The following is a 22,860-nucleotide window of genomic DNA, read 5'->3' on the forward strand; positions in this document are numbered from 1 at the left end:
TATGTACCAGCAATTCAGCTGCCAGATCAAACGCTTCGCTACATCGCCCGAGATACGAGGTCCGGCGAACCGCGGATGAGAGCGGCATGTGGCACGATGATTCCCCATTGGTCGCATGACACCGTAGAATGGCCGGTCTGAGTGCGCCCAGGCGCACGGCAACAAGATGAGCAGGCCGCGCGAAGGCGGGGCCGGAAAGGAGTGCGACATGGCCGAAGGCCAATCAGTCCAGTGGATCGAGGTTGCCCCGGAATTGGCCGGGCAGCGCATCGACAACTTTCTGCGAACCCGCCTCAAGGGCGCACCCAAGGCGTTGATCTATCGCATCGTGCGCAAGGGTGAAGTGCGCGTGAACAAGAAGCGCATCAAGGTCGATTACCGCCTGCAGGCGGGAGACCTTGTGCGGGTACCACCGCTGCGCCTCTCGCCGGAAGCCGCCGTGCAGGAAGTCAGTGACAACCTGCGCGAGGTGCTGGCGGGCTGCATCGTGCGCGAGACGGATGACTTCATGGTCATCAACAAGCCCTCGGGGCTTGCCGTGCACGGCGGCAGTGGCGTCAAGATCGGCCTTATCGAGGCCATGCGCCAGATTCGCGCCGACCTGCCGTTCCTGGAGTTGGTGCACCGCCTGGACCGTGATACCTCCGGCTGCATTCTGCTGGCCAAGTCGCGGGCAGCGCTGTTGCAGCTCAATGCCGACCTCAAGGCCCACAAGATGACCAAGCTGTATCTGGCGCTGGTCGAGGGACGCTGGGATTCACGTCGCGATTACGTCAATGCGCCGCTGGAGCGCTATGACGGTGGCAATGGTGAGCGGCGGGTGCGCGTCGATGAGGCCGGCAAGACGGCCAGCACCCGCTACGCGGTGCGTGAGGCCTATCCGAGCATGACGCTGGTCGAGGCCGAGCCGATCACCGGGCGTACCCACCAGATCCGCGTGCACTCGGTGCATGCCGGGCATCCGCTGCTCGGTGATACCAAGTACGGCACCGAGCGCGGCAATGCCCTGGCGAAGAAGGTCGGGCTGGAGCGTCTGTTCCTGCATGCCGCCCAGCTCAGCTTTCCTGACCCGATCGACGGACGAACCGTCACCGTGCGCGCGCCGCTGGACAAGCGAATGAAGCGCGTTCTTGCCACTGCCAGAGAGCTGGGAGCTCGTCATGACTGATCTCACGGCAGGACTGCCGCAACCGCGCTATCGCCTGGTCATCTTCGACTGGGATGGCACCCTGATGGATTCCGAGGCGCGTATCGTCGACTGTCTGCAGGCGGCCTCGTTGGCGACGGGCATGGGCGAGCTGCCTGCCCATGCGGCGCGCGACATCATCGGACTCGGGCTGCCCGAAGCCATGGAGCGCCTGTTCCCGGGGGCGACGGCCGAGCAGTGCGAGGCGCTGGTGGCGGCTTACAAGGCGCATTTCGTGGCGGTCGATACCACGCCACTGGATTTCTTTCCTGGTGTCGAGGCCGGCATCCAGCGTCTGCGTCGCCATCCCGAGCAGCTACTGGCCGTCGCGACGGGCAAGAGTCGCCGCGGGCTGGACCGCATGTTCACGGCCCATGACTGTGGTGACTGGTTCCATGCCTCGCGCACTGCGGATCTGACGCTGTCCAAGCCGCATCCGCGCATGCTCGAGGAGCTGTTGGCCGAGCTGAACGTTGAGGCACATGAGGCGCTGATGGTCGGCGATACCGAATATGATCTGGAGATGGCGCGTGCCCTTGGCATGCACAGTGTCGGTGTCGACTACGGCGTACATAGTGTGTCGCGTCTTGAGGCCTGTGCACCGCAGCGCATCGTCTCGCATTTCGATGAATTGATGGATTGGCTGTTCGTGGCCAGGTAGCGGCCGCGATCGCCCAGCACAGGAGCAGCAATCGATGAGTGACAGGCCGCAGGATCCCTGGCGTGAAGGGCCGCAAGGCAAGGGCGAGAGTGACGTGGGTGGGGCGGGTGTGGGCAGCGCTGCCGGTGACCGAGAGGTGGACTGGCAGGCGCGCGAGCGTACCGTGCAGCTCGAGATGATGGACCGCTGGGTGCAGGGTGTGGTGACCGAGCAGCGGCGTTCGCGGCGCTGGAAGCTGTTCTTCCGCTTCCTGTTCGCCTTGCTGTTCATCGCCTCGATCGCGACCTCGTTGACCCTGTTCACGCTCGGCAGCCAGCCAGCGGCGCTGCCCGGCGAGCAGCATCTGGGCGTGGTGCGCGTTAAAGGCGTGATCGAAGCGGACGGTGAAGCCAATGCCGAACGCATCATCAAGGGGCTGCGCGCGGCCTGGGAGTCACCGGCCTCCGTGGCGGTGGTGCTCGACATCAACTCGCCCGGTGGCAGCCCGGTGCAGTCCCAGCGCGTCTATGACGAATTGATGCGGCTGCGTGAGCGGGGCGACAAGCCGGTGATCGCGGTGATCGAAGACCTGGGCGCCAGTGGTGCCTATTACATGGCGGCCGGCGCCGGCGAGATCATCGCGGCACCCTCGAGCCTGGTGGGCTCCATCGGCGTGATTTCCTCAAGCTTCGGGCTCAAGGGGCCGATGGAGAAGCTGGATATCGAGCGTCGCGTGTTCACGGCGGGAGACAACAAGGCGTTTCTTGATCCGTTCTCGGAAATCTCGCCGGATCAGCGTGCCTTCTGGCAGAGCGTGCTGGTCACGACGCACCAGCAGTTCATCGCGGCGGTCAAGACCGGGCGCGGCGAGCGCCTCAAGGACGATCCCGAGCTGTTCTCGGGGCTGATCTGGACCGGTGAGCAGGCGCGGAGGCTGGGGCTGGTCGATCGTACCGGTACGCTGGAAGAGCTGGCGGCGGAGCTGACGCCAGAGGCGGAGCTGCACGATTACACGCCGCGTCAGGACCCCTTCGAGCGCTTCACGCGGCGCTTCGCCGGTGTGATGGCCAGTGCGATGGGGCTCGAGACGACGGTGTCGCCGGTCAGTTACCGCCTGCCCTGGTAGGCGAGCCAGAGCCGCAGCCCTCGTTGCTCAAGGCTGCGGTGTCTCTCGGGGGGGGGGGCGGTGCCATTCAGGAGCGCGGCGCATCCAGCAGAGGGTTGACGCCTGCCTCGCGCAGCAGTTCGCACAGGCGAATCAGCGGCAGGCCGATCAGGCTGTTGGGATCACGCCCCTCGAGGCGCTCGAAGAGCGTGATGCCCAGGCCTTCCATGCGGAAACTGCCGGCGCTGTCGAGGGGGCGTTCTCGCTCGACGTAGCACTCGATCTCGGCGCTGGTCAGGGAGCGGAAGACGACTTCGTAGTCTTCATGGCAGACCCAGTGGCGCGCGGAGTGCGTGTCGATCAGGGCCAGGCCGGTCACGAAGCGCACGCGACGTCCGGAGAAGCGCGCCAGCTGGGCGCGTGCGGCTGACAGGTCCGCCGGCTTGCCCAGTATCTCGCCTTCGAAGACGGCGACCTGGTCGCTGCCGATGATCAGGTGATGGGAGTAGGCATCCGCCACGGCGTCGGCTTTGCCGAGTGCCAGGCGATGGACCAGTGTCTCGGCACTTTCTCCGTGGCGCGGCGTCTCGTCGATGCTGGGAGCTGTCCAGGTGAAGGGCAGGCCGAGGCGTTCAAGCAGTTCACGACGCCAGCGTGAGCTGGACGCCAGGACCAGTGGAGTCATCATGGTTCTCCCGTCGGGGCGCGTTGCGAGCATTGGCTGGGCGGCGCGCGGCAAGTATTTGAAAAACAAGGGGGGCAGGATGCCGTAAATCCTCTCGGCATTGAAGTGTCAGGCGCGTACAATCGCGCGCTGGACGTGTAGCCCAGTGTCAGTTGCCGCATATCGACGTGAAAGCGTGATGGTGAGGGGGCTGGCAAAAGCAACAAGTTGCTCATGCATTTTGACACCGGGAGGGGGAATCCCTATTATGGCGCGCCTATGTTGACCACAAGACTGCCGACCAAGGTCGAGCCCTACCGGCTGGCGTCAGCGGGTAAACGCCTTGAAGGCGTGATTCCACTGGCGAACATGCCCCGTGTTGTTGAGGCCATCGGTGCTCAGGAAGGGGATGTCAGCGTCTCCATGACCTTTGATATCGACACTCAACGTCGCAGCTTCATCGAAGGCTCCATCGCCTTCGAGGCAAGTTTGCTATGTCAACGTTGTCTGGGACCCACCGAGCCGGAGCCGCTTTCCAGTGAGTTCCTGTTGGGTCTGGTAACCAGCGATGCGCTGGCGGCGCAGCTGCCCGGTGAGTACGAGCCGGTAGTGGTGGAAAACGAACAGCTGGATCTCCTGACAGTGATCGAGGATGAAGTGCTCCTGGTCCTGCCGCAGGTGGTCTACCACGAGGAGGCCGATTGTGCCGTCTCTCGCGACCAGCTGGCCAGCGGTGTGGAACCCGAGGCCTCGGACGCACCCGCTGTGAATCCATTCAGTGTGCTTCGCACCCTGAAGGACAAGCACTGAACTCAATTTGTCGACAAGATTGGAGTAATCCCCATGGCAGTTCAGCAGAACCGCAAAACTCGTTCCAAGCGTGGCATGCGTCGTAGCCACGATGCCCTGACTGCACCGACCCTGTCCCAGGACAAGGAAACCGGTACGGTTCACCTGCGTCACCACGTCTCTGCCGACGGTTTCTACCGTGGCCGCAAAGTCGTTGATGCATAAGGCATTGATGCAGCGCGCGGCGTAACGCCGTGCGTATCGCCATCGATACGATGGGCGGGGACTTCGGTCCCCGCGCTACGTTACGGGGCACGGCCAGTGCGCTGTTGCGAGACTCGCAACTCAGCGCCATCCTGGTCGGCCCTCAGCATCTACTGGATGCCGAGTTAGACTCCCTCCCTGCTTCACTCTCCCGTGTTCGTGATCGCCTTCAGACACTCGCTGTCGACGGCATTGTCGCGTCTGATGCTCGCCCGTCCCGCGTCTTGCGCAGCCGCGAGCCCAGCAGCATGTCTCAGGCCCTGGGTCTGGTGGCGAAGGGCCAGGCGGATGCCTGTGTCAGTGCCGGCAATACCGGCGCCTTGATGGCGCTGGGCATGCGCGAAGTGGGAAGAGTGAAAGGGGTGGAGCGGCCTGCCATCTGTGCCGCGGTGCCCACGCGTGGCCCACGCGCCTGCAGCCTGCTGGATCTCGGTGCCAACGTCGATGTCGCACCGCACCACCTGCTGACGTTCGCCCGCATGGGGGCGATGCGCAGTCGCCTCATCGACGCGGTCGAGTGTCCACGAGTGGGGCTGCTCAACGTGGGAGTCGAGTCGGTCAAGGGGACTGCGCAGGTGCAGGAAGCGCACGCCCTGCTGGCTGGCAGTGAGTCGGATTTCGACTACCTTGGCTTTGTCGAGGGCGGCGACCTCTTCTCCGGCGAGGTGGATGTGGTGGTCTGTGACGGCTTCGTCGGCAATGTCGTGCTAAAGAGTAGTGAAGGACTTGCGCAGATGCTGTCGGCACAGCTGGGGGCGACCCTGGCGGCCAGCTGGCGCACGCGCCTGATGGCCTGGCTGGCGCGTCCGGCGCTGACACGACTCTCGCGTGAGCTGGACCCGGTGCGCTACAACGGCGCCAGCCTGCTGGGTCTGGCGAACGTGGTGGTGAAAAGCCACGGCGGCGCGGCGGCGGAAGGCTTTGCCTTTGCCGTCACGCGCGCGGCCAGCGAGGCTCGCGAGCAGTTGCCCTCGCGCCTGGCGCAGGCCCTGGAAGGCACATACTCACGCTGAATGAGTAAATTGGTCTGATTTGTTCCTGTTGGGGTCGAGCTTCGGCGCACACGGTGCGACAATGCCAGCGCTTCGTGGCCGGGCGGTGAAGATGGACGGGGGAGCGGGGCAGGTAGCCCGCACAGGAAGCCCTCCGCAGGACAGCGGCATGATGTAAATGACAGGAAGCAGGCTTTCCCCTGGCAGAAGCGTGAGATACGACAGTGATCGTCTCGCTTGCGAGCCAGTGGAAATCGGGTTTCTTGACCCGTGTCAGTCCCACCTGAACAGATGGAAATGGTGACAGCAATGACAGATTCCCTGGCCCTCATCTTCCCGGGACAGGGCTCCCAGCAGGTCGGCATGCTGCGGGAGCTGGCGGAGCGCTATAGCGTGGTCCGCACCACCTTCGAGGAAGCCTCTGACGCGCTGGGGCGCGATCTCTGGCACCTGACACAGGAAGGCCCGGCGGAGGAGCTCAATCGTACCGAGCTGACCCAACCGGCGCTTCTAACCGCCAGTGTCGCCATCTGGCGCGTCTGGCAGGAGCTGGAAGGCCCGCGTCCGGCGCGCATGGCAGGTCACTCCCTGGGTGAATACAGCGCCATGGTCTGCGCTGGCGTGATCGGTTTCGCCGAGGGCGTCAAGCTGGTCAATCTGCGCGGCGAAGCCATGCAGACTGCCGTGCCGCAGGGCCAGGGCGCGATGGCGGCCATTCTCGGTCTCGAGAATGCCCAGGTCGAAGCCGCCTGTGCCAGCGCAGCGCAGGGTGAAGTGGTCGCGGCAGTCAACTACAATGCGCCGGGACAGGTCGTCATCGCCGGTGGTACTGCTGCCGTCGAGCGTGCCATCGCGGCATGTCAGGAAGCGGGAGCCAAGCGCGCCATGCCGTTGCCGGTGTCAGTGCCGTCGCATTGTGATCTGATGCGTCCGGCGGCCGACAAGCTGGCCGAGGCGATGAATGCCATCGATTTCCGTGCGCCGCGCTATACCGTCATCCAGAACGTCGATGCCAAGGCGCATGACGATGTCGAGACACTGCGTCAGCGTCTGATCGAGCAGCTCTATCAGCCTGTGCGCTGGACCGACTGCGTCAATGCCATGTTCGACAGTGGCGCGCGCAGCTTCATCGAATGCGGCCCGGGCAAAGTGTTGACCGGCCTTGGCAAGCGCATTCAGCGTCAGGCACGTGGCCTGGCCGTGAATGATCCGGATAGCCTGGAAGCGGCGCTGGAACTTGCCCGCGAGACCGCTGCCGAACAGAATCAGTAAGCTCGTGGCTGGCCCATCAGGCCGGCCATGTGACTTGGATCAGCCAACTCAGGACTCAAGATGACGAGCGAACGCAGAATCGCACTGGTGACCGGTGCCAGTCGTGGCATCGGCCAAGCCATCTCCCGTGAACTCGGCCGTCAGGGCCGTATCGTGATCGGTACCGCCACCAGCGAGAAAGGGGCAGCGGCCATTGGCGCTGACCTCGAGGCGCACGGTATCGAAGGCGCGGGCATGCTGCTCAACGTCACCGATCAGGCCAGCGTCGACGCCGTGCTCAAGGAAATCGGCGAGCGCTTCGGCGCCCCGACCATTCTGGTCAACAATGCCGGCATCACGCGTGACAACCTGTTGATGCGTTTGAAGGAAGACGATTGGGATGCGGTGCTCGACACCAATCTCAAGTCGGTCTTCCGTGTCAGCAAGAGCTGCCTGCGCGGCATGACCAAGGCGCGCTTCGGCCGCATCGTCAACATCTCGTCCGTGGTCGCGACCATGGGCAATCTCGGTCAGGTCAACTATGCTGCCGCCAAGGCAGGCATGGAGGGCTTTGCCCGCTCGCTGGCGCGCGAAGTCGCGTCACGCAATATTACCGTCAACTCAGTGGCGCCGGGCTTCATTGCCACTGACATGACTGAAGCATTGCCGGAGGCGCAGCACGAAGCGTTGCTCGGCAACATCCCGCTGGCGCGCCTTGGCCAGCCGGAAGAGATTGCTGCGGCAGTCGGCTTCCTGACCAGTGATGCAGCAGGCTACATTACCGGTGAGACGTTGCAGGTGAACGGTGGCATGAACATGCGCTGAACCCCACGCAGGGACGTGGTTGCGTCCTTTTGGGGTGGCCTATAAACTACGCCCAGCTTTTTCGAGCTGCGGATTCCGTACCACTAGGAGTGATTGTTAAATGAGCACCATTGAAGAACGCGTCAAGAAGGTTGTGGCTGAGCGCCTGAACGCCAAAGAAGAAGAAATCCAGAACTCTTCCTCTTTCACTGAAGACCTGGGCGCCGATTCCCTGGACACCGTCGAGCTGGTGATGGCTCTGGAAGAGGAATTCGATACTGAAATTCCTGACGAAGAAGCAGAGAAGATCACCACCGTGCAGGAAGCTATCGATTACATCGTCAACCACCAGTAAGGTGTGTTGAAGCGATCACGGAGCAACCTGTTGCTCATGGTCGTGATGCAATTGTCTGTACGTTCAAGAGCCGCACTGTTCCTCAGTGCGGCTCTTGTCGTTCAGGGGTATGCTGCGCAATGCCGCGCCGAAAGAGCGTGAATTGCATGGTGGTAGGCGGTGGGCTTCGTGACAAATGCCCCCTTGTGGCAAGTGTCGGAATTCCTTCGTGAAAGTGGCCAGAAAAGCGCTTGAAAACCGACTGCCCACGCATGGCCAGGTTTCTGTATAATGCGCTCAATTACCGTCCGGGCGTCCATGGCCCTGGCGTGCCAATTCGATAGTTTTGGAGGAGACACGATGCCTCGCAGAAGGGTAGTGGTAACAGGTCTTGGCCTGGTGACCCCGGTCGGGAATACCGTCGAGGAAAGCTGGAGCAACATCAAGGCGGGCAAGAGTGGCATCGCGGCCATCGAGCATTTCGATGTCAGCGGTTTCAATACCCGTTTCGGTGGCTCCATCAAGGACTTCGATGTGAGTCAGTACCTGAACCCGAAAGAGGCCCGCAAGATGGACCTCTTCATCCAATACGGTATCGCGGCGGCCCACCAGGCCATCACCGACTCCGGCATTGAATGTACCGAAGACAACGCCGAGCGTATCGGTGTCGCCATCGGTTCCGGTATCGGCGGCCTGCCGATGATCGAGCACAACCACAAGGCGCTGGAGAAGGGCGGTGCGCGTCGCATCTCGCCGTTCTTCGTGCCGGGCTCCATCATCAACATGATCTCCGGCAATCTGGCGATCCAGTTCGGTTATCGTGGTCCGAACATCGCGATCACCACCGCCTGTACCACCGGGACGCACAACATCGGTTACAGCGCACGCACCATCGCCTATGGTGATGCCGACGTGATGGTGGCCGGTGGTGCCGAGATGGCGACCACGCCGCTGGGCCTGGGTGGCTTCTCCGCGGCGCGTGCGCTGTCGACCCGCAACGATGATCCGCAGGCGGCCAGCCGTCCGTGGGACCGCGACCGCGATGGCTTCGTGCTGTCCGACGGCGCCGGTGTCGTCGTGCTGGAAGAGTACGAGCACGCCAAGGCGCGTGGCGCGACCATCTACGCCGAGGTGCTCGGGTTCGGCATGTCCGACGACGCTCACCACATGACGGCGCCGCCCGAAGACGGCCGTGGTGCGGCCGCGTCGATGCGCAACGCCATCCGTGACGCCAAGCTCGAGCCGAGCCAGATCGACTACATCAATGCCCATGGCACCTCCACCAATGCCGGCGACAAGGCAGAAAGTCTCGCCGTCGAATCGGTGCTGGGTGATGCGGCACGTGATGTGGCGGTCAGCTCCACCAAGTCGATGATCGGTCACCTGCTGGGTGCTGCCGGTGCGGTCGAGGCCGTGTTCTGCGTGCTTGCGATGCGTGACCAGATCGCGCCGCCGACCATCAACCTGGACAACCCGGCCGAGGGCTGCAATCTCGATTACGTGCCGAACGTCGCACGTGACATGAAGATCGAGTACACCCTGTCCAACTCGTTCGGCTTCGGTGGCACCAACGGCTCGCTGGTGTTCGGCAAGCTCAAGGACTGATCACACGCTTTCGTGTTCTCTCTCCTCAGACGCGCTCCCATCCGGGGGCGCGTTTGTCTGTGGGGAGTCACCTCTGCCTTGCGTGTCGTGTCCGCAACCGTTCTCTGGAGGGCTGTATCGATGACGACTGATGCCTCTGGCAACGAGAGCCCAGATGACCGGGCCTCTGATGAAAAAAGCGCTGACGACAAGCACTCCCTTGCGGCGCTAGCTGCCGATCTGCCCAGTGATGACCGTGGCCTCGCCTATGGCGAGGGCGTGTTCGAGACGATTCTGGTGCGTGAGGGTCAGCCGCAACTGTGGTCCTGGCACGAGGCGCGCCTGACGCGCGGTTGTCAGCGTCTGGGAATTGCGGCGCCTTCGTCAGCTGAGCTGGCGAGCTGCCTGGCGGTCTGTCAGGGCGAGGGGCTGGAAGTGCTCAAGCTGATCGTCACCGGCGGCTCCGGCGGGCGGGGCTACAGGGCACCGGAGTCACCGCAGGCGCGCTTGCGGGCACGCGCGACGCCTTTTGCGGTCAATCAGCAGGCGCGGCGTGGTATCACGGCACGGGTCTGCGAGCTGCGTGTGGCCGAGCAGCCGGCACTGGCGGGGCTCAAGCACCTCAATCGGCTCGAGAACGTGCTGGCGCGCCGTGAGTGGAGCGACATGGCCATCAGCGAGGGCCTGTTGCTCAATGCGCAGGGCGAGCTGGTTGAAGCCACCAGCATGAATCTGGCCTGGTATCGTGACGGTCGCTGGTTCACGCCGTGTCTTGATCGTGCCGGTGTCGAGGGCACGCTGCTGGCGGCGCTTGAGGCCGAGATGACCTTCGAGCGAGTCCGAGAGGGGCTTGAGTCACTCGCGTGGGCCGAGCAGGTCGTCGTCATGAATTCCGTGCAGGGCGTCTGGCCGCTGCGCACCCTGCTCAAGCCCGATGGCGCGATTCTGGCTGAGTGGAAGAATGAGGCGCATCCGGCGCTGGACGAGTTGAATCACACTGTCGCGCGCTTGCTGGGCGAGCCCGCGAACTGACGGAAGACGACGAGCGTCAGCAGGCCTGCCTGTGCGGTCGTCGCCTTCGCCATGAAGACTGGAAACCTGATTATGCGAGTGTTCAAGATCCTCCTGATGCTGGTAGTGCTGGCCGTGGCTGCGGGTGTGGTGGGCTTTCGTTACTGGCAGGCGCAGTTGCTGTCACCGTTGGCGATCGAGAAGGAGCAGCTGTTCGAGGTGCCCAAGGGCGCCAGTCTGACCAGGGTCGTGGGCGAGCTCGAGTCACAGGGCATCATCGAAGCGAGCTGGCCGTACAAGGTGTGGTCGCGCCTCGAGCCTGAGGCCGTCAATGGCCTGCGCGCCGGTGAATTCCGTCTCACGCCGGGCTTGAACGGTCGTGAGCTGGTGGCGCTGCTGTCCAGTGACGATGTGGTCAGCTATACCTTGACCGTGCCGGAGGGTTGGACCTTCGCCCAGATGCGCACTGCCATGGATGCCTCGCCCAAGCTTGAGCACACGACTCGCGACATGAGTGATGAAGAGCTGATGGCGGCTGTCGGTGCAGAGGGCGAGAAGCCGGAAGGGCGCTTCTTCCCGGACACCTACCGCTATCACAAGGGCGTCAGCGACCTCTCGCTCTACAAGCAGGCCTATGCCCGCATGAACAGGACGCTGGAGGAAGTCTGGGCCGGGCGAGACGACGACCTGCCGATCACCAGCGCCTACGAGGCGCTGATCATGGCGTCACTGATCGAGCGCGAGACCGGCGCGCCGGAAGAGCGCGGCGAGATCGCCGGCGTCTTCAAGCGTCGCATGGAGCGCGGCATGCGCCTGCAGACCGACCCGACCGTCATCTATGGTCTGGGCAAGGACTATGACGGCTCGTTGTCGCGCGCCGACCTGCGCAAGCCGACGCCCTGGAATACCTACGTGATCACCGGTCTGCCGCCGACGCCGATCGCGATGCCCGGGCGCGCCGCGCTGGAAGCGGCGGTGCATCCCAAGGAGGGCGATACCTACTACTTCGTCGCCAAGGGTGAGGGCAAGCATCATTTCTCGCGCACGCTGCGCGAGCACAACAATGCTGTGCGCCGTTATATTCTCAATCGGTAATACGTGGCGAATGAGCTGAAACCCGTGTGGCAAACAGGGTCTGCCATGCTGCACGGGGCTGTCGTCGCGAGTCATCTGCTGTCTGAATCAGGAAACATCATGTCTTCACGTCCGAGCGCATCAAGCACGACGTCTTCTCGTCACGCCGCCAGCGCGGCGGCCACCCAGTCCGTGTCTGCCGAGGCCGTGCCCAGTGGTCGCTTCATCACGCTGGAAGGCGGTGAAGGCGTCGGCAAGAGCACCAATGTCGCCTTCGTGGTCGCCGAGCTAGAGGCGCATGGCCTCGAGGTCGTGCGCACGCGTGAGCCGGGTGGCAGCGAGCGAGCGGAAGCCATTCGCCAGTTGCTGCTGGACCCGGCGCCGGCCGAGTCGCTGAGTGATGATGCCGAACTGCTGTTGATGTTCGCCGCGCGTGCCCAGCATCTGGCCGCGACCATTCGCCCGGCGTTGGCGCGCGGAGCCTGGGTGGTGTGTGATCGTTTCACCGACGCGACCTTTGCCTACCAGGGCGGTGGCCGCAACCTGCCGCTGGCGGATATCTCGACGTTGGAATCCCTGGTGCAGAAAGGCTTGCAGCCGGACCTGACCCTGCTGCTGGACATGCCGGTAGAGGCGGCGCGTGGCCGTCTGGCCGCTCGCCGCGCCAAGACCGGCGAAGGCGCCGACCGCATCGAGCAGGAAGCCGAGCAGTTCTTCGAGGCGGTGCGTGTCGGCTATTACATGCGTCGTGACGCCGATCCCGAGCGCTTTGCCACCATCGATGCCGGTCAGTCGCTCGAGGCCGTGCAGGCCGATATCGCGGCGGTACTGGCGGCGCGCGTGGCGGCCTGGCAGGCGGACATTCCCAAGGACATTCCCAAGGATGTGCAGCCATGAGTGCTTCAGACGTCAGCAATGGTGTCACGCTTTCGAGCTTCTCGCCGCTGCCGTGGCAGCACTCGCTGTGGCAACACTTCACCGCGGTGCACGACAACGGTCGCCTGCCGCATGCGGTGATGCTCAGCGGACCGTCGGGGCTTGGCAAGCATGAGCTGGCCGATGCGATGATCGCTCGCGTGCTGTGTCGTACCGCCCAGGGCAAGCCCGGCGCAGCGGCCTGCGGTGAATGTCATGGCTGCCATATGCTGGCGGCCGGGCATCACCCTGATCTGATGGCGGTCGCGCCGCAGGATGTCGGCAAGATGATCCGCATCGACCCGATCCGTGAGGTCAACCGCTTCGTCTCCCAGACGGCCCAGCAGGGCGGCTACCGCGTCATCCGTCTGCAACCGGCGGAGTCGATGAACATCGCCTCGGCCAACGCCTTGCTCAAGAGCCTCGAGGAGCCCGGCGCCAATACGCTGTTCATTCTGCTCAGCGACATGCCGTCGCGGGTACTCCCGACCATCCGCTCGCGCTGTCAGCAATGGCCGCTGGTGATTCCGCCGGCCGAAGAGAGCTTGCCGTGGCTCACGCAGCAGCTGGGCGAGGATGCTCAGGCCCTGCTGCGCATGGCGGGCGGACTGCCGCAGCTGGCGGTGCGTCTTGGCGAGGCGGAGCAGCGTCAGCTGCGTCAGGCCTTGCGCGAGCTGTTCGATGCGCTGGTGCGCGGTGGTGAGCCGGTGGCCGAGGCGTGGCGACTGGAGCGCCAACCGCTGGCGCAGGTGCTGTGGTACGGTATTGCCTGGCTGGAAGACCTGATTCGCATGGGCCTGTCCGGCAATGCCGGCGACCTGCGTGACCCCAGTCTCGAGCCGCTGCTGAGACAGGCGGTCAAGAACGGGCGCACCCAGGACTGGTTCAAGCTGCTGGATTTCGCGCGCGAGCAGCGCCGCCTGCTGGCTGCGGGCGGCAACCCCAACCCTCAGCTGGTGCTGGAGGCCTGGCTGGTGCGTTGGGCCGCCTTGCTGCGCTCCTGAATGCGCAGCTGGCTTTTTCTGGCGTAAAGGCCCGCATGAAGGTCTGAGCTTCTGGCGTGAAGGCCCGAGCGAAGAGCTGAGGAAGGGGCTGAGCAAAGGCCCGCGTGGAAAACCACGAGGCTGCGCGAGGCAAGGCGGGCAGGCTAGACTGAAACCGACAGGCCGCTTGCTCGCCTTGCGTCAGATAAAACAGGCAATGGCCGAAGAATACGCATTGATTCGCAGCGTGAGCCCTCATGTGAGCGTTGACGCTCGTCACGGGACTGCATGTGCCGGGAGACCGGCCGGAGGTGAAGGATGAATACCGCTCCACAGCAAGGCCAGAAGGCGCTCTCGCTGACCATTCGTGATCAGAAGACCCTGTTGGCCGCCTACATGTCGACCCTCGTGCGCGGCGGCATCTTCGTGCCGACCACCGAGCGCTACACCATGGGCCAGGAGGTCTATCTGCTGCTGACCCTGCCTGAGGAATCCGAGCGCATTCCGGTCACCGGGCGCGTGGTATGGATCTCCCCGCAGGGCGTCAGTGGCCGGCGCACTGCCGGGATCGGCATCCACTTCAGTGAAGAGGACCGCCAGGTGCGCGATCATATCGAGAACCACCTGGCCGGCATGCTCGGCAAGGGGCACGCGACCTATACGCTGTAGCGCGAGCGCAGCGTCGCTTCATCATCTCGACCGGCAGTGCCATGGGCGCCCGCCGGTCGAGCACGTTTTTCGCCGCGCTCCGCGTGGCCATCAGTAGTGAGAGTTTCCGGATGTTTGTCGATTCGCATTGCCACCTTGATCGTCTGAAACTGGAAGAGCACGGCGGCAGCCTCGAGGCCGTGCTGGACGCCGCGCGCGCCCGTCACGTGCATCAGTTTCTCGCCATTGCCGTCACGCTTGACGATGTGCCCGAGATCTCGGCCATCGCCCAGCAGCATGAGGATGTGGTGATTTCCGCCGGTGTACATCCGCTGCATCAGGTCGACCCGGAACCCACGGTCGAGGACATCAAGAAGTGCGCCGAGCGCTTCGGCGCGGTGGCCATCGGCGAGACCGGCCTCGACTATCACTACGAGAGCGTCAGCCGCGAGCTGCAGTACGAGCGCTTCACGCGCCATCTGATCGCCGCGCGTGAGCTCGAGCTGCCGGTGATCATCCACACCCGTGAGGCGCGGGAAGACACCCTGGCGCTAATCAAGCAGCACACGGACCCCGCTGTCGGTGGCGTGCTGCACTGCTTCACCGAAGATCTCGATATGGCGCGCATCGCGGTGGGCCACGGCTTCATGGTCTCCATCTCCGGTATCGTCACCTTTCGCAACGCCGAACACGTCCGCGAGCTGGCACGCGCCATCCCGCTGGACCGCCTGCTGATCGAGACCGACAGCCCCTATCTGGCGCCGGTGCCGTACCGTGGCACCTCCAATGTGCCGGGCAATGTGGTCGAGGTCGCCGAATGCATCGCCGCCGAGCGCGGCATCACCGTCGATGAGCTGGCGATGCAGACCACCGCCAACTTCTATCGCCTGTTCCGTGCCGCCGCGCCGGAAGCGCCGGACAACGTTCGCGAAGCGCTGGCCAGCAGCGGTATGCTCATCGATTGAGCGTGGTACCCCGCATGATCTGACCACCAGGGAGGGAACGTCATGAATCCAGCCGCCATCCTCACCCAGCTGGGCGACAAGGCCACCAGCGGCAAGGCATTGCCGCCGGTGGATCAATGGCACCCGGCGCATTGTGGCGAGATGGACCTCGTCATCTGCGCCGATGGGCGCTGGATGCACGAGGGCACGCCCATCGGCCGTGCGCGACTGGTGCACATGCTGTCACGTGTCCTGCGCCGCGAGCCCGATGGCAGCTACTGCCTGGTCACGCCGGCGGAGAAGGTCACCATCCAGGTCGAGGACCGCCCCTTCCTGGCGGTGGACTGCTCCCGCATCGAGAGCGATTCTGTGCAGACAGAGCCTGGACAGACAGAGCCTCGGCCGGACGTCTGGCAGCTGGTCACCGATCAGGGCGATGTCGTGCGACTGGAAGGGGAGACCTGCCTGACGCTGAGCGAGACGCCGGACGGCCTGTGGCTACCGGAAGTGCCGGTGCGCTTCGGCCTTGCCGCGCGCCTGCACCGCAATCTCTACTATCGGCTGCTCGAGAGCGCCGAGACGCATGAGCAGGAAGACGGCAGCCTGACACTCGGCTTCATGAGCGGCGGGCGCTTCCAGATTCTGGGACAGCTGGCGGCCGATGAGGTCGAGGTCTGAACTTGTTTGAGCCTGCCGCCTTCCGCTCTCTCTTTCGTATGCCCCTCGCGTTCTGCTTCGCTCCTTTTCCCTCGCCGTCAGCCATTGCAGGTCTTCATGTCGTCACCACTTCCTCCCATCGAGCCCGACAGCACCGCAACCTCCGGGCCAGACGTTGCAGCATCGCCACTGGCGCTGGCCGTCGATCAGCTGACGCAACGGCTGACGGATCAGCAGCGCGCCGTGGTGGCGCATCGTGGGAGGCATGCGCGGGTAGCGGCGGTGGCGGGCTCCGGCAAGACCACGACGCTGGTGGCGCGGGTGCTGAGCCTGCTGGCGGAAGGCATTCCGGCGCAGCGGATTCTGGTGCTGATGTTCAACCGATCGGCGCGCGAGGACTTCGTCGCCAAGCTGGCGCAGTCGGCCCCGCCGGGCACACGGCTTCCCGACATCCGCACCTTCCATTCCATCGGCCATCGCCTGACCACCACCCTGGTGCGCTGGGGCAGCCTCGAGCCGCGTGAACTCATCCAGCAGGACTGGGCGCTGGAGCGTCTGCTCAAGCAGGCCGCCCAGCGTGCGCTGGGCGATGCCGATCGCGCCGATCGTGAGGCAGCGCTGGAAGGCGAGCGCCTCGAAGCGCTCGCCCAGTTCTGTGATCTGGTCAAGGCCGAGATGTGCGAGCCGACGCTGCTGTACGAGCGCATGAACCTCGGCGAGCACACCGGCCACTTCGTCGAGTCCTTTACCCAGCTTGAACAGCTGCTCGAGCAGTACGGCCAGATGACCTACGCCGATCTGCTCTACCGTCCGCTGCGTCAGCTGGAGAGGGAGCCCGAGACCCGCGCGCGCATCCAGGGGCACCTGCAGCACGTCATCATCGATGAGTATCAGGATATCAATGAGGCGCAGCAGCGCATGCTGGCGCTGCTGGCGGGCGCACCGTCCGGCGAGGCGTCGCCCGACGAAGCTTCCTCGCCCGGCGAAGCGTCGCCCGCAGCCTCCGGCGCCATGGCAGAAGTCATGGCCGTGGGGGATGCCAACCAGTGCATCTACGAGTGGCGTGGCGCGCGGCCTGACTACATGCTGACGCGCTTTGCCGAGAGCTTTGCCGCGCCGCTGGATTTCCCGCTCAGCTACACCTTCCGTCACGGCCACCGTCTGGCGCTGGCGGCCAATCACGCCATCGCCGCCAATGCGCGCCGCCCGGACCAGCTGTGCCTGGCCGCGCCCGGTACGCCGGCGACGCGCTTGTTCGAAGGCCAGGGCGCCGCCAGTCTGGTCGCGGCGCTCACGGCCTGGCGAGAGTCAGGGCGCAGTGGCGCCGAGGCCGCCGTGCTGGTGCGCAGCTGGGCGCTGTCGGTACCGGTGCAGTTGCAGCTGCTCAAGGCCGGCATTCCCTTCCGATTGGGGCAGGGGGATCGCTTCGTGTTCCGCCTGCCGCTGGTGCAGGCGCTGGCGGGCTATCTGGAGCTGGCGCGTGATGCCACGCGTCTGCGCGACCCGGCGCACCTGCTGCTGCTGTTCACCCAGCCCACCGCCTTCGTCGCGCGCGAACGCCTCGAGCGCCTGTGTCAGCAGCTGGCCGACAGCCAGCGCTGGCCACGCAAGGAAGACCCGATTCTCGAGGGCCTCAAGCCGCTGCAACGCCGCAACCTGCACAAGCGCTGGAAGCTGTTGTGTGATCTGCCTTCGCTGGGTGACTGGGCGCCCGCGCGGCTGCTGCGCCATGTGGTCGATGAGCTGGAGGCCGACAAGGTGCTGCGCCGCGCCGCGGCCCGGCGTGACAAGGGCGAGGAGGATGTGCGCCTGCTGGATGTGCTGATCGAGCAGGCGGGGGAGCTGGCCAATGATCCCGACGCCTTTATCAATCTTTTGCGCAATCCGGTCGAGGACGCCGCCGATGGCGTGCTGATCACCACGGTGCATGGGGCCAAGGGACTGGAGTGGCCGCTGGTGGGGCTGTGGGGCATGAACGAGGAAGACTTCCCGGCCTACTCGCGTGACAACCCGCTGTCGCCGGAGCGACTCGAGGAGGAGCGTCGGCTGTGCTACGTCGGGGTGACGCGTGCCCGCGAGCAGCTGCACCTGTGGCGCGACGGTGGCACGCATACGCCAAGCCGCTTCCTCGCGGAGCTGTGCGTGGAGGACTGCACGCGCCTCGGCGACTGGATTCACGGTGCCGGCAAGCGCGCCAGGCTTGCCCGTCTGCAGGCCGAGGACGGCGATGAGGCCGCCCGCGAGTCAGCGGACGGAAGCGACGAGCGCCTGCGTGTGGCGGCGCCGGCGCTTGGCGAGGCCTATCTGGCGCGGCTGCCTCTGGCACGTCACGGCATCACGCCGCCGACGCTGGAAGCGCTGCCGAAGAAGGTCGCCAGGTCCCCGGGCAGGTCGGCCAGCAAGTCGACTGCGCAAGGCCAGTCCAGCTCGGGCGGCACCCATGCTCGCGGCGCTCGACAGGGCAATCGCTCTCCACGCGGCGAGCCGGCGGTGCTGCGACGCGTCGGTGATTGGGAAGTCGGTCAGCGCTTGCGTCACGAGAGCTTCGGGGAGGGGGTGATCGAAGAGGTCTCCGGCAATGAGGCCAATCCGCTGATCGAGGTGCGCTTCGCCGATGGCAACAAGCGCCGCCTGATCGCCACGCGTGCCCCGCTGACAGCCTTGTGACCCTTGTGTCCCTTGTGACAATGGACTTGAGACTCGGGCGACAAGGTCGCGCGATTGCCAAGCCTTGCGTCGAGCGCCATCATGCCTCCAGCGCATCCTCGTCTGCCCGAAAAGGAGTTCCCATGGCTCAGTATCCTGATCCTGCCGCATTGGCGGCAGCCTCCGTCTCCGCCTCGTCTCTGCTGGTGCCGGACCAGCGCCAGGCGCCCCTGATCGATGCCAGTCAGCTGATGACCCAGCTGGCGATGGCGGGCCTCAAGTCGCCCGTGGTGCTGGATTGCCGTGCGCGTCTCGACGATGGGGAAGCCGGCGAGCGTCTGTGGCGTGAAGGCCATCTGCCGGGCGCCGTCCATGTCGATATGGACCGCGATCTGTCGGCCGCCGTGCGCGAGGACGGCGTGGGCGGGCGGCATCCGCTGCCGTCACATCAGGCGACGGCCGAGCTGTTCCGCCGCCTCGGTATCACGCCCGAGCAACAGGTGGTGGTCTATGACGACATGGGCGGGCAGATGGCGGCGGCGCGGCTTTGGTGGATGCTGACCTGGGCCGGGCATCCGGATGTGCGGGTGCTGGATGGCGGCATCCAGGCCTGGAATCAGGCCATGGGCGAGCTCAAGCGTGCGCCTGCCCAACCGGTGAGCCCCACACCCAGCGACTGGCAGCCGAGCTTTGATGACAGCCTGCTGGTAAGCGCCCAGGAGGTGGCCGCCACGGATGACAGCTTGCTGGATGCCCGCGGCGAGGCGCGTTTTCGCGGTGAGCAGGAGCCGGTCGACCCGGTGGCTGGCCATATTCCCGGCGCATTCTGCCGACCGACCCCCAGCAATCTCGAGGCCAATGGTCGCTTCAAGGACCGCATGAGCCTGGTGCGTGAATTGCGCAGCCTGTTGCCGGCAGAGAGTGGGGTGATCGCCTACTGTGGTTCCGGCATCAGTGCCTGTCAGAACATCCTGGCCTTCGCGATCGCGGGGCTGCCGCTGCCGCGCCTGTATGCCGGCTCCTGGAGCGACTGGATCAGTGATCCCGCACGTCCGGTCGCCACCGGTGAGGCCAGCGAGAAGTCGTCGCAAGCGCCAGCGTGATGAGGGCTGCTCAGACATGACAACGCCCGCCAGAGGTTTCTCTGGCGGGCGTTGTCGTCTGTGGGGCGCTTTGTCTGACTCTTCGCGTGCGTGCGTGCGTGCGTGCTTACGCTTGCGTCTTGGGCTCGGCGGCGGGCTTGCGTGAATCGAAGCGCTCCAGCAGGGCGGCGTTGGCGCAGTTGCCCATCACGTTGAGGGCGGTGCGCAGGCCATCGGTGAAACGGTCCACCCCGGCGACCACGGCCACACCTTCCAGCGGCAGACCTGCCGCGCCCAGCACGGTGGTCATCGCGACCAGCCCCGCACCCGGTACGCCAGCCGTCGAGAAGCTGACCAGCAGGCCGGTGGTGAACACGGTGATCACCAGCGAGGTGGTGACATCGATGCCGAACAGCTGCGCCACGAACAGCGCATTGAAGCCCTGCAGCACAGCGGCGCCGTCACGCTTGAGCGCCGTGCCGAAGGGCAGCGCGAAGCTGGCCAAGGAGTCATTCATGCCGTAGTCGCGGGCATTGCCCAGCGCCAGTGGTAGGGTCGCGCCGGAGCTTGCGGTACCGAAGGCGAAGCCCAGGCTCTGGCCGAAGTGGCGCACGAAGGCCAGCGGGCGGGCACCGGTGACGGCCAGCAGCACCAGATAGAGCAGCGCCATCAGCGCCAGCGCAATGATCAGGCCGATCACGTACATGCCCAGGCGCATCAGCAAATCCAGCCCCTGGGTGGCGATCACCGAGGTGATCAGCGCGAAGACCCCCACCGGCGCCAGCTTGAGCACGAAGGACAGCACCTTGAGGCTGACGGTGTAACCGCTCTCGATCACACGATGCAACGGCGCGCTTTCCTCCGGCAGGGCGCGCATTGCCAGCCCGATCAGGGCGGCCGCGAAGATGACCTGCAGCAGGCCGCCGCCACCCAGTGCGGTGAAGGGATTGTTGGGCACCAGGCCCACCAGCCACTGGGCGATGCTGTCGGCGTTGCGGCCTTCAGGCGCTGAATCCACCAGGCTCTCTGCGCCAACGCCCGGCGTCAGCCAGTGAGCGACCAGCATGCCCAGCGTCAGCGCCACGGCACTGGTGACCACGTAACTGCCCAGCAGGCGCCCGGCGTGGCGACCGACGTCGGCGCCGCCTTCGCGGTTGGTCAGGCTCATGATCAGGGCGCCGAACACCATCGGCACCACCACGAATTGCAGCAGGCGCAGGAAGATCTGGCCCACCGGTGTCAGCAGGTGGCTGTCGAGCCAGGCAACGCTGCCCTCGGGCAGAGTGCCTGCCCCGGCGTTCAGGGCAAGGCCGCTGAGAATGCCCAGCCCCAGGGCGAGCAGTATCTGGCGTGTGACGGACATGGTGGCTCCGAAGCGATGGCATGAATCTGAATTCGAGGGAGGCTAATGTGCTACCGGGAAGCTGTTATATCAACAATCGCTTTGAGATTGTTTTGGAATAAAACAAGAAGCACTTACGGGGCGCAAGGCTTCCGCGCCTGCGGCGCTGAGGAATGAGGAGGGGCAGACACGACAACGCCGCCACGGCAGGGCCGTGGCGGCGTTGTCAGCTGGCGGGCAGCAGGGGCTTGCTTGTTGGGGCTTACATGTTGGGATAGTTGGGGCCACCGCCGCCTTCCGGCGCGACCCAGGTGATGTTCTGCGCCGGGTCCTTGATGTCACAGGTCTTGCAGTGCACGCAGTTCTGGAAGTTGATCTGGAACTGCGGCTCACCGGCCTCCTCGACGATCTCGTAGACACCGGCCGGGCAGTAGCGCTGGGCGGGCTCGGCGTAGCGCGGCAGGTTGTCACGCACCGGAAGCTCCGGGTCGGACAGGCGCAGGTGGCACGGCTGGTCTTCCTCGTGATTGGTGTTGGAGAGGAACACCGAGGACAGCTTGTCGAAGGACAGCTTGCCGTCCGGCTTGGGGTACTCGATCTTCGTGCACTCAGCCGCCGGGCGCATGCGCGCGTAGTCTGGCGTGGTGTCATGCAGGGTCGGCAGGCGGCCGCCCGTCAGCTGGTCGAGGAAGTTGTAGGCGCCGCCGAGGAAGGTGCCGTACTTGTGCATGGCCGGGCCGAAGCTGCGTGAGGCGTCCAGCTCCTCATAGGCCCAGCTGTCCTTGAAGCGCTTGCCGAAGTCGACCAGGTCTTCACCGCCTTCGTCGCCGCCCTTGATGGCGTCGAACACGCTTTCCGCTGCCAGCATGCCGGACTTCATGGCGGTATGCAGGCCCTTGATCTTGGCGAAGTTGAGCGTGCCGGCGTCGCAACCGATCAGCAGACCGCCGGGGAAGCTCATCTTCGGCAGGCAGTTGAGGCCGCCCTTGGCGATGGCACGCGCCCCGTAGGAGACCCGCTTGCCGCCCTCGAGATGGCGGGCCAGGGTCGGATGCTGCTTCATGCGCTGGAATTCATCGAAGGGCGACAGGTACGGATTGTCGTAGGCGAGATCGACGATCAGGCCCACCACCACCTGCTGGTCATCGGTGTGATAGAGGAAGAAGCCGCCTTCGGCGTTGCCCTTGAGCGGCCAGCCGCTGCCATGCACCACCAGCCCCGGCTGGTGCTGTTCGGCGGGCACATCCCACAGCTCCTTCAAGCCGATGCCGTAGTGCTGGGCATCCGCTTCGCTGTCGAGCGAGAAGCGCGAGATCAGCTGCTTGCCCAGGTGGCCACGGCAGCCCTCGGCGAACAGGGTGTACTTGCCGCGCAGCTCCATGCCCGGCATGTGGCCATCCTTTTCGCTGCCATCGGCGGCCACGCCCATGTCACCGACCACGATGCCGCGCACCGTGCCGTCTTCGCCGTGCAGCACTTCCTGGGCGGCGAAGCCCGGGAAGATCTCGACGCCCAGCTCCTCGGCCTGCTCGCCCAGCCAGCGGGTCAGGTTGCCGGCGCTGATGATGTAGTTGCCATCGTTGTGCATGGTCCTGGGAACCAGTGCATTGGGGATGACCTGCGCTTTCTGGTCATCCTTGAGCAGCACGACCTCGTCACGGGTGACGGCCGTCTTGAGCGGGGCGCCGCGTTCGGCCCAGTCGGGGAACAGCTCGGTCAATGCACGCGGCTCGAGCACGGCGCCGGACAGGATGTGCGCGCCGACTTCAGAACCTTTCTCGACCACGCAGACCGTCAGCTCCTTCTCGGCCGCGTTGGCCTGCTGCATCAGTCGGCAGGCCGCCGCCAGGCCGGAAGGGCCGGCACCGACGATGACCACGTCGAAATCCATGAATTCGCGTTCCATGACCCGTCTCCTCAATCTTTGCGCCGTCAGGGCCCCGCG

The 22,860-nt window shown here is 65.0% G+C and carries 22 protein-coding genes; 19 read left to right on the plus strand and 3 right to left on the minus strand.

All coding sequences use genetic code 11. The features are described from left to right. The first annotated feature begins 208 nt into the window (after positions 1–208). The 3 genes from NH396_RS07130 to NH396_RS07140 are packed head-to-tail and all read left to right on the plus strand — an operon-like array spanning position 209 to position 2,952. Entirely contained in the window at positions 209–1,168 is a 960-nt protein-coding gene (locus NH396_RS07130; protein ID WP_054555007.1) for an RluA family pseudouridine synthase, read from the plus strand. Beyond that, positions 1,161–1,847 carry an HAD-IA family hydrolase gene (locus NH396_RS07135; protein WP_253062550.1) on the plus strand — a complete coding sequence of 229 codons (687 nt, stop codon included), beginning with the start codon at positions 1,161–1,163 and terminating at the stop codon, positions 1,845–1,847. Before NH396_RS07130 ends, NH396_RS07135 begins: the two co-directional genes overlap by 8 nt. Before the next feature lie 34 nt (positions 1,848–1,881). Beyond that, the gene (locus tag NH396_RS07140; protein ID WP_253062552.1) at positions 1,882–2,952 is read left to right on the plus strand and encodes a S49 family peptidase; all 1,071 of its coding nucleotides are present in this window, start codon (positions 1,882–1,884) and stop codon (positions 2,950–2,952) included. A 67-nt stretch (positions 2,953–3,019) separates the two neighbouring features. On the opposite strand, the gene NH396_RS07145 is transcribed toward NH396_RS07140, so the two are convergent. Continuing rightward, the gene (locus tag NH396_RS07145) at positions 3,020–3,616 is read right to left on the minus strand and encodes a Maf family protein (RefSeq protein WP_253062554.1); all 597 of its coding nucleotides are present in this window, start codon (positions 3,614–3,616) and stop codon (positions 3,020–3,022) included. A gap of 258 nt (positions 3,617–3,874) precedes the next feature. Between NH396_RS07145 and NH396_RS07150 the strand changes: the two genes are divergently transcribed. The 16 genes from NH396_RS07150 to NH396_RS07225 all read left to right on the plus strand — a co-directional run bounded on the left by NH396_RS07150 (position 3,875) and on the right by NH396_RS07225 (position 19,594). Next, complete coding sequence (locus tag NH396_RS07150; RefSeq protein WP_107335333.1) at positions 3,875–4,405, plus strand: YceD family protein; 531 nt, start codon at positions 3,875–3,877, stop codon at positions 4,403–4,405. 33 nt (positions 4,406–4,438) lie between these two features. After that, positions 4,439–4,609 carry a 50S ribosomal protein L32 gene (gene rpmF / locus NH396_RS07155; RefSeq protein WP_065392644.1) on the plus strand — a complete coding sequence of 57 codons (171 nt, stop codon included), beginning with the start codon at positions 4,439–4,441 and terminating at the stop codon, positions 4,607–4,609. Positions 4,610–4,638: 29 nt separating this feature from the next. Next, positions 4,639–5,661, plus strand: a complete 1,023-nt coding sequence (gene plsX, locus NH396_RS07160; protein ID WP_175088202.1) for a phosphate acyltransferase PlsX — start codon at positions 4,639–4,641, stop codon at positions 5,659–5,661. A 288-nt stretch (positions 5,662–5,949) separates the two neighbouring features. Beyond that, positions 5,950–6,912, plus strand: coding sequence for an ACP S-malonyltransferase (gene fabD, locus NH396_RS07165; RefSeq protein WP_043331894.1), 963 nt, complete (start codon positions 5,950–5,952; stop codon positions 6,910–6,912). Between the two features lie 60 nt (positions 6,913–6,972). Next, positions 6,973–7,716, plus strand: coding sequence for a 3-oxoacyl-ACP reductase FabG (gene fabG / locus NH396_RS07170; RefSeq protein WP_043331893.1), 744 nt, complete (start codon positions 6,973–6,975; stop codon positions 7,714–7,716). A 100-nt stretch (positions 7,717–7,816) separates the two neighbouring features. Continuing rightward, the gene (gene acpP / locus NH396_RS07175) at positions 7,817–8,050 is read left to right on the plus strand and encodes an acyl carrier protein (protein WP_024950601.1); all 234 of its coding nucleotides are present in this window, start codon (positions 7,817–7,819) and stop codon (positions 8,048–8,050) included. A 339-nt stretch (positions 8,051–8,389) separates the two neighbouring features. Continuing rightward, positions 8,390–9,634: a beta-ketoacyl-ACP synthase II gene (gene fabF / locus NH396_RS07180; protein WP_175088199.1), complete on the plus strand. Its 1,245-nt coding sequence runs from the start codon at positions 8,390–8,392 to the stop codon at positions 9,632–9,634. 120 nt (positions 9,635–9,754) lie between these two features. Beyond that, positions 9,755–10,645: an aminodeoxychorismate lyase gene (pabC, locus tag NH396_RS07185; RefSeq protein WP_253062556.1), complete on the plus strand. Its 891-nt coding sequence runs from the start codon at positions 9,755–9,757 to the stop codon at positions 10,643–10,645. A gap of 72 nt (positions 10,646–10,717) precedes the next feature. Continuing rightward, a complete protein-coding gene (gene mltG, locus NH396_RS07190) occupies positions 10,718–11,719 on the plus strand; it encodes an endolytic transglycosylase MltG (RefSeq protein ID WP_176676430.1) in 1,002 nt (333 codons plus the stop codon). A gap of 186 nt (positions 11,720–11,905) precedes the next feature. After that, positions 11,906–12,595: a dTMP kinase gene (gene tmk, locus NH396_RS07195; RefSeq protein WP_253062750.1), complete on the plus strand. Its 690-nt coding sequence runs from the start codon at positions 11,906–11,908 to the stop codon at positions 12,593–12,595. Continuing rightward, positions 12,592–13,617 carry a DNA polymerase III subunit delta' gene (locus NH396_RS07200; RefSeq protein WP_175088195.1) on the plus strand — a complete coding sequence of 342 codons (1,026 nt, stop codon included), beginning with the start codon at positions 12,592–12,594 and terminating at the stop codon, positions 13,615–13,617. Before tmk ends, NH396_RS07200 begins: the two co-directional genes overlap by 4 nt. A gap of 297 nt (positions 13,618–13,914) precedes the next feature. Then, positions 13,915–14,265, plus strand: coding sequence for a PilZ domain-containing protein (locus NH396_RS07205; RefSeq protein ID WP_175088194.1), 351 nt, complete (start codon positions 13,915–13,917; stop codon positions 14,263–14,265). A gap of 110 nt (positions 14,266–14,375) precedes the next feature. Further along, positions 14,376–15,209 (plus strand): TatD family hydrolase, encoded by an 834-nt coding sequence (locus tag NH396_RS07210; protein WP_043331890.1) that lies wholly within the window; start codon positions 14,376–14,378, stop codon positions 15,207–15,209. A 42-nt stretch (positions 15,210–15,251) separates the two neighbouring features. After that, entirely contained in the window at positions 15,252–15,866 is a 615-nt protein-coding gene (locus NH396_RS07215) for a DUF1285 domain-containing protein (RefSeq protein ID WP_253062567.1), read from the plus strand. Positions 15,867–15,962: 96 nt separating this feature from the next. Next, positions 15,963–18,512 (plus strand): ATP-dependent helicase, encoded by a 2,550-nt coding sequence (locus NH396_RS07220; RefSeq protein ID WP_253062569.1) that lies wholly within the window; start codon positions 15,963–15,965, stop codon positions 18,510–18,512. Positions 18,513–18,634: 122 nt separating this feature from the next. Further along, complete coding sequence (locus tag NH396_RS07225; RefSeq protein WP_253062571.1) at positions 18,635–19,594, plus strand: sulfurtransferase; 960 nt, start codon at positions 18,635–18,637, stop codon at positions 19,592–19,594. 106 nt (positions 19,595–19,700) lie between these two features. On the opposite strand, the gene NH396_RS07230 is transcribed toward NH396_RS07225, so the two are convergent. Beyond that, a complete protein-coding gene (locus NH396_RS07230; protein WP_253062573.1) occupies positions 19,701–20,936 on the minus strand; it encodes a dicarboxylate/amino acid:cation symporter in 1,236 nt (411 codons plus the stop codon). Positions 20,937–21,177: 241 nt separating this feature from the next. After that, positions 21,178–22,821 carry an electron transfer flavoprotein-ubiquinone oxidoreductase gene (locus NH396_RS07235; protein ID WP_153635265.1) on the minus strand — a complete coding sequence of 548 codons (1,644 nt, stop codon included), beginning with the start codon at positions 22,819–22,821 and terminating at the stop codon, positions 21,178–21,180. Between the last annotated feature and the right edge of the window lie 39 nt (positions 22,822–22,860).

It is taken from the genome of Cobetia sp. Dlab-2-AX, from assembly GCF_024124625.1.
In the GTDB taxonomy this organism is placed as follows: domain Bacteria; phylum Pseudomonadota; class Gammaproteobacteria; order Pseudomonadales; family Halomonadaceae; genus Cobetia.

Coding starts and splice junctions, on each gene's coding strand:
- NH396_RS07130 (WP_054555007.1), top strand. CDS start 209: ATGGCCGAAGGCCAATCAGTCCAGTGGATCGAGGTTGCCCCGGAATTG.
- NH396_RS07135 (WP_253062550.1), top strand. CDS start 1,161: ATGACTGATCTCACGGCAGGACTGCCGCAACCGCGCTATCGCCTGGTC.
- NH396_RS07140 (WP_253062552.1), top strand. CDS start 1,882: ATGAGTGACAGGCCGCAGGATCCCTGGCGTGAAGGGCCGCAAGGCAAG.
- NH396_RS07145 (WP_253062554.1), bottom strand. CDS start 3,616: ATGACTCCACTGGTCCTGGCGTCCAGCTCACGCTGGCGTCGTGAACTG.
- NH396_RS07150 (WP_107335333.1), top strand. CDS start 3,875: ATGTTGACCACAAGACTGCCGACCAAGGTCGAGCCCTACCGGCTGGCG.
- rpmF (WP_065392644.1), top strand. CDS start 4,439: ATGGCAGTTCAGCAGAACCGCAAAACTCGTTCCAAGCGTGGCATGCGT.
- fabD (WP_043331894.1), top strand. CDS start 5,950: ATGACAGATTCCCTGGCCCTCATCTTCCCGGGACAGGGCTCCCAGCAG.
- fabG (WP_043331893.1), top strand. CDS start 6,973: ATGACGAGCGAACGCAGAATCGCACTGGTGACCGGTGCCAGTCGTGGC.
- acpP (WP_024950601.1), top strand. CDS start 7,817: ATGAGCACCATTGAAGAACGCGTCAAGAAGGTTGTGGCTGAGCGCCTG.
- fabF (WP_175088199.1), top strand. CDS start 8,390: ATGCCTCGCAGAAGGGTAGTGGTAACAGGTCTTGGCCTGGTGACCCCG.
- pabC (WP_253062556.1), top strand. CDS start 9,755: ATGACGACTGATGCCTCTGGCAACGAGAGCCCAGATGACCGGGCCTCT.
- mltG (WP_176676430.1), top strand. CDS start 10,718: ATGCGAGTGTTCAAGATCCTCCTGATGCTGGTAGTGCTGGCCGTGGCT.
- NH396_RS07200 (WP_175088195.1), top strand. CDS start 12,592: ATGAGTGCTTCAGACGTCAGCAATGGTGTCACGCTTTCGAGCTTCTCG.
- NH396_RS07205 (WP_175088194.1), top strand. CDS start 13,915: ATGAATACCGCTCCACAGCAAGGCCAGAAGGCGCTCTCGCTGACCATT.
- NH396_RS07210 (WP_043331890.1), top strand. CDS start 14,376: ATGTTTGTCGATTCGCATTGCCACCTTGATCGTCTGAAACTGGAAGAG.
- NH396_RS07215 (WP_253062567.1), top strand. CDS start 15,252: ATGAATCCAGCCGCCATCCTCACCCAGCTGGGCGACAAGGCCACCAGC.
- NH396_RS07220 (WP_253062569.1), top strand. CDS start 15,963: ATGTCGTCACCACTTCCTCCCATCGAGCCCGACAGCACCGCAACCTCC.
- NH396_RS07225 (WP_253062571.1), top strand. CDS start 18,635: ATGGCTCAGTATCCTGATCCTGCCGCATTGGCGGCAGCCTCCGTCTCC.
- NH396_RS07230 (WP_253062573.1), bottom strand. CDS start 20,936: ATGTCCGTCACACGCCAGATACTGCTCGCCCTGGGGCTGGGCATTCTC.
- NH396_RS07235 (WP_153635265.1), bottom strand. CDS start 22,821: ATGGAACGCGAATTCATGGATTTCGACGTGGTCATCGTCGGTGCCGGC.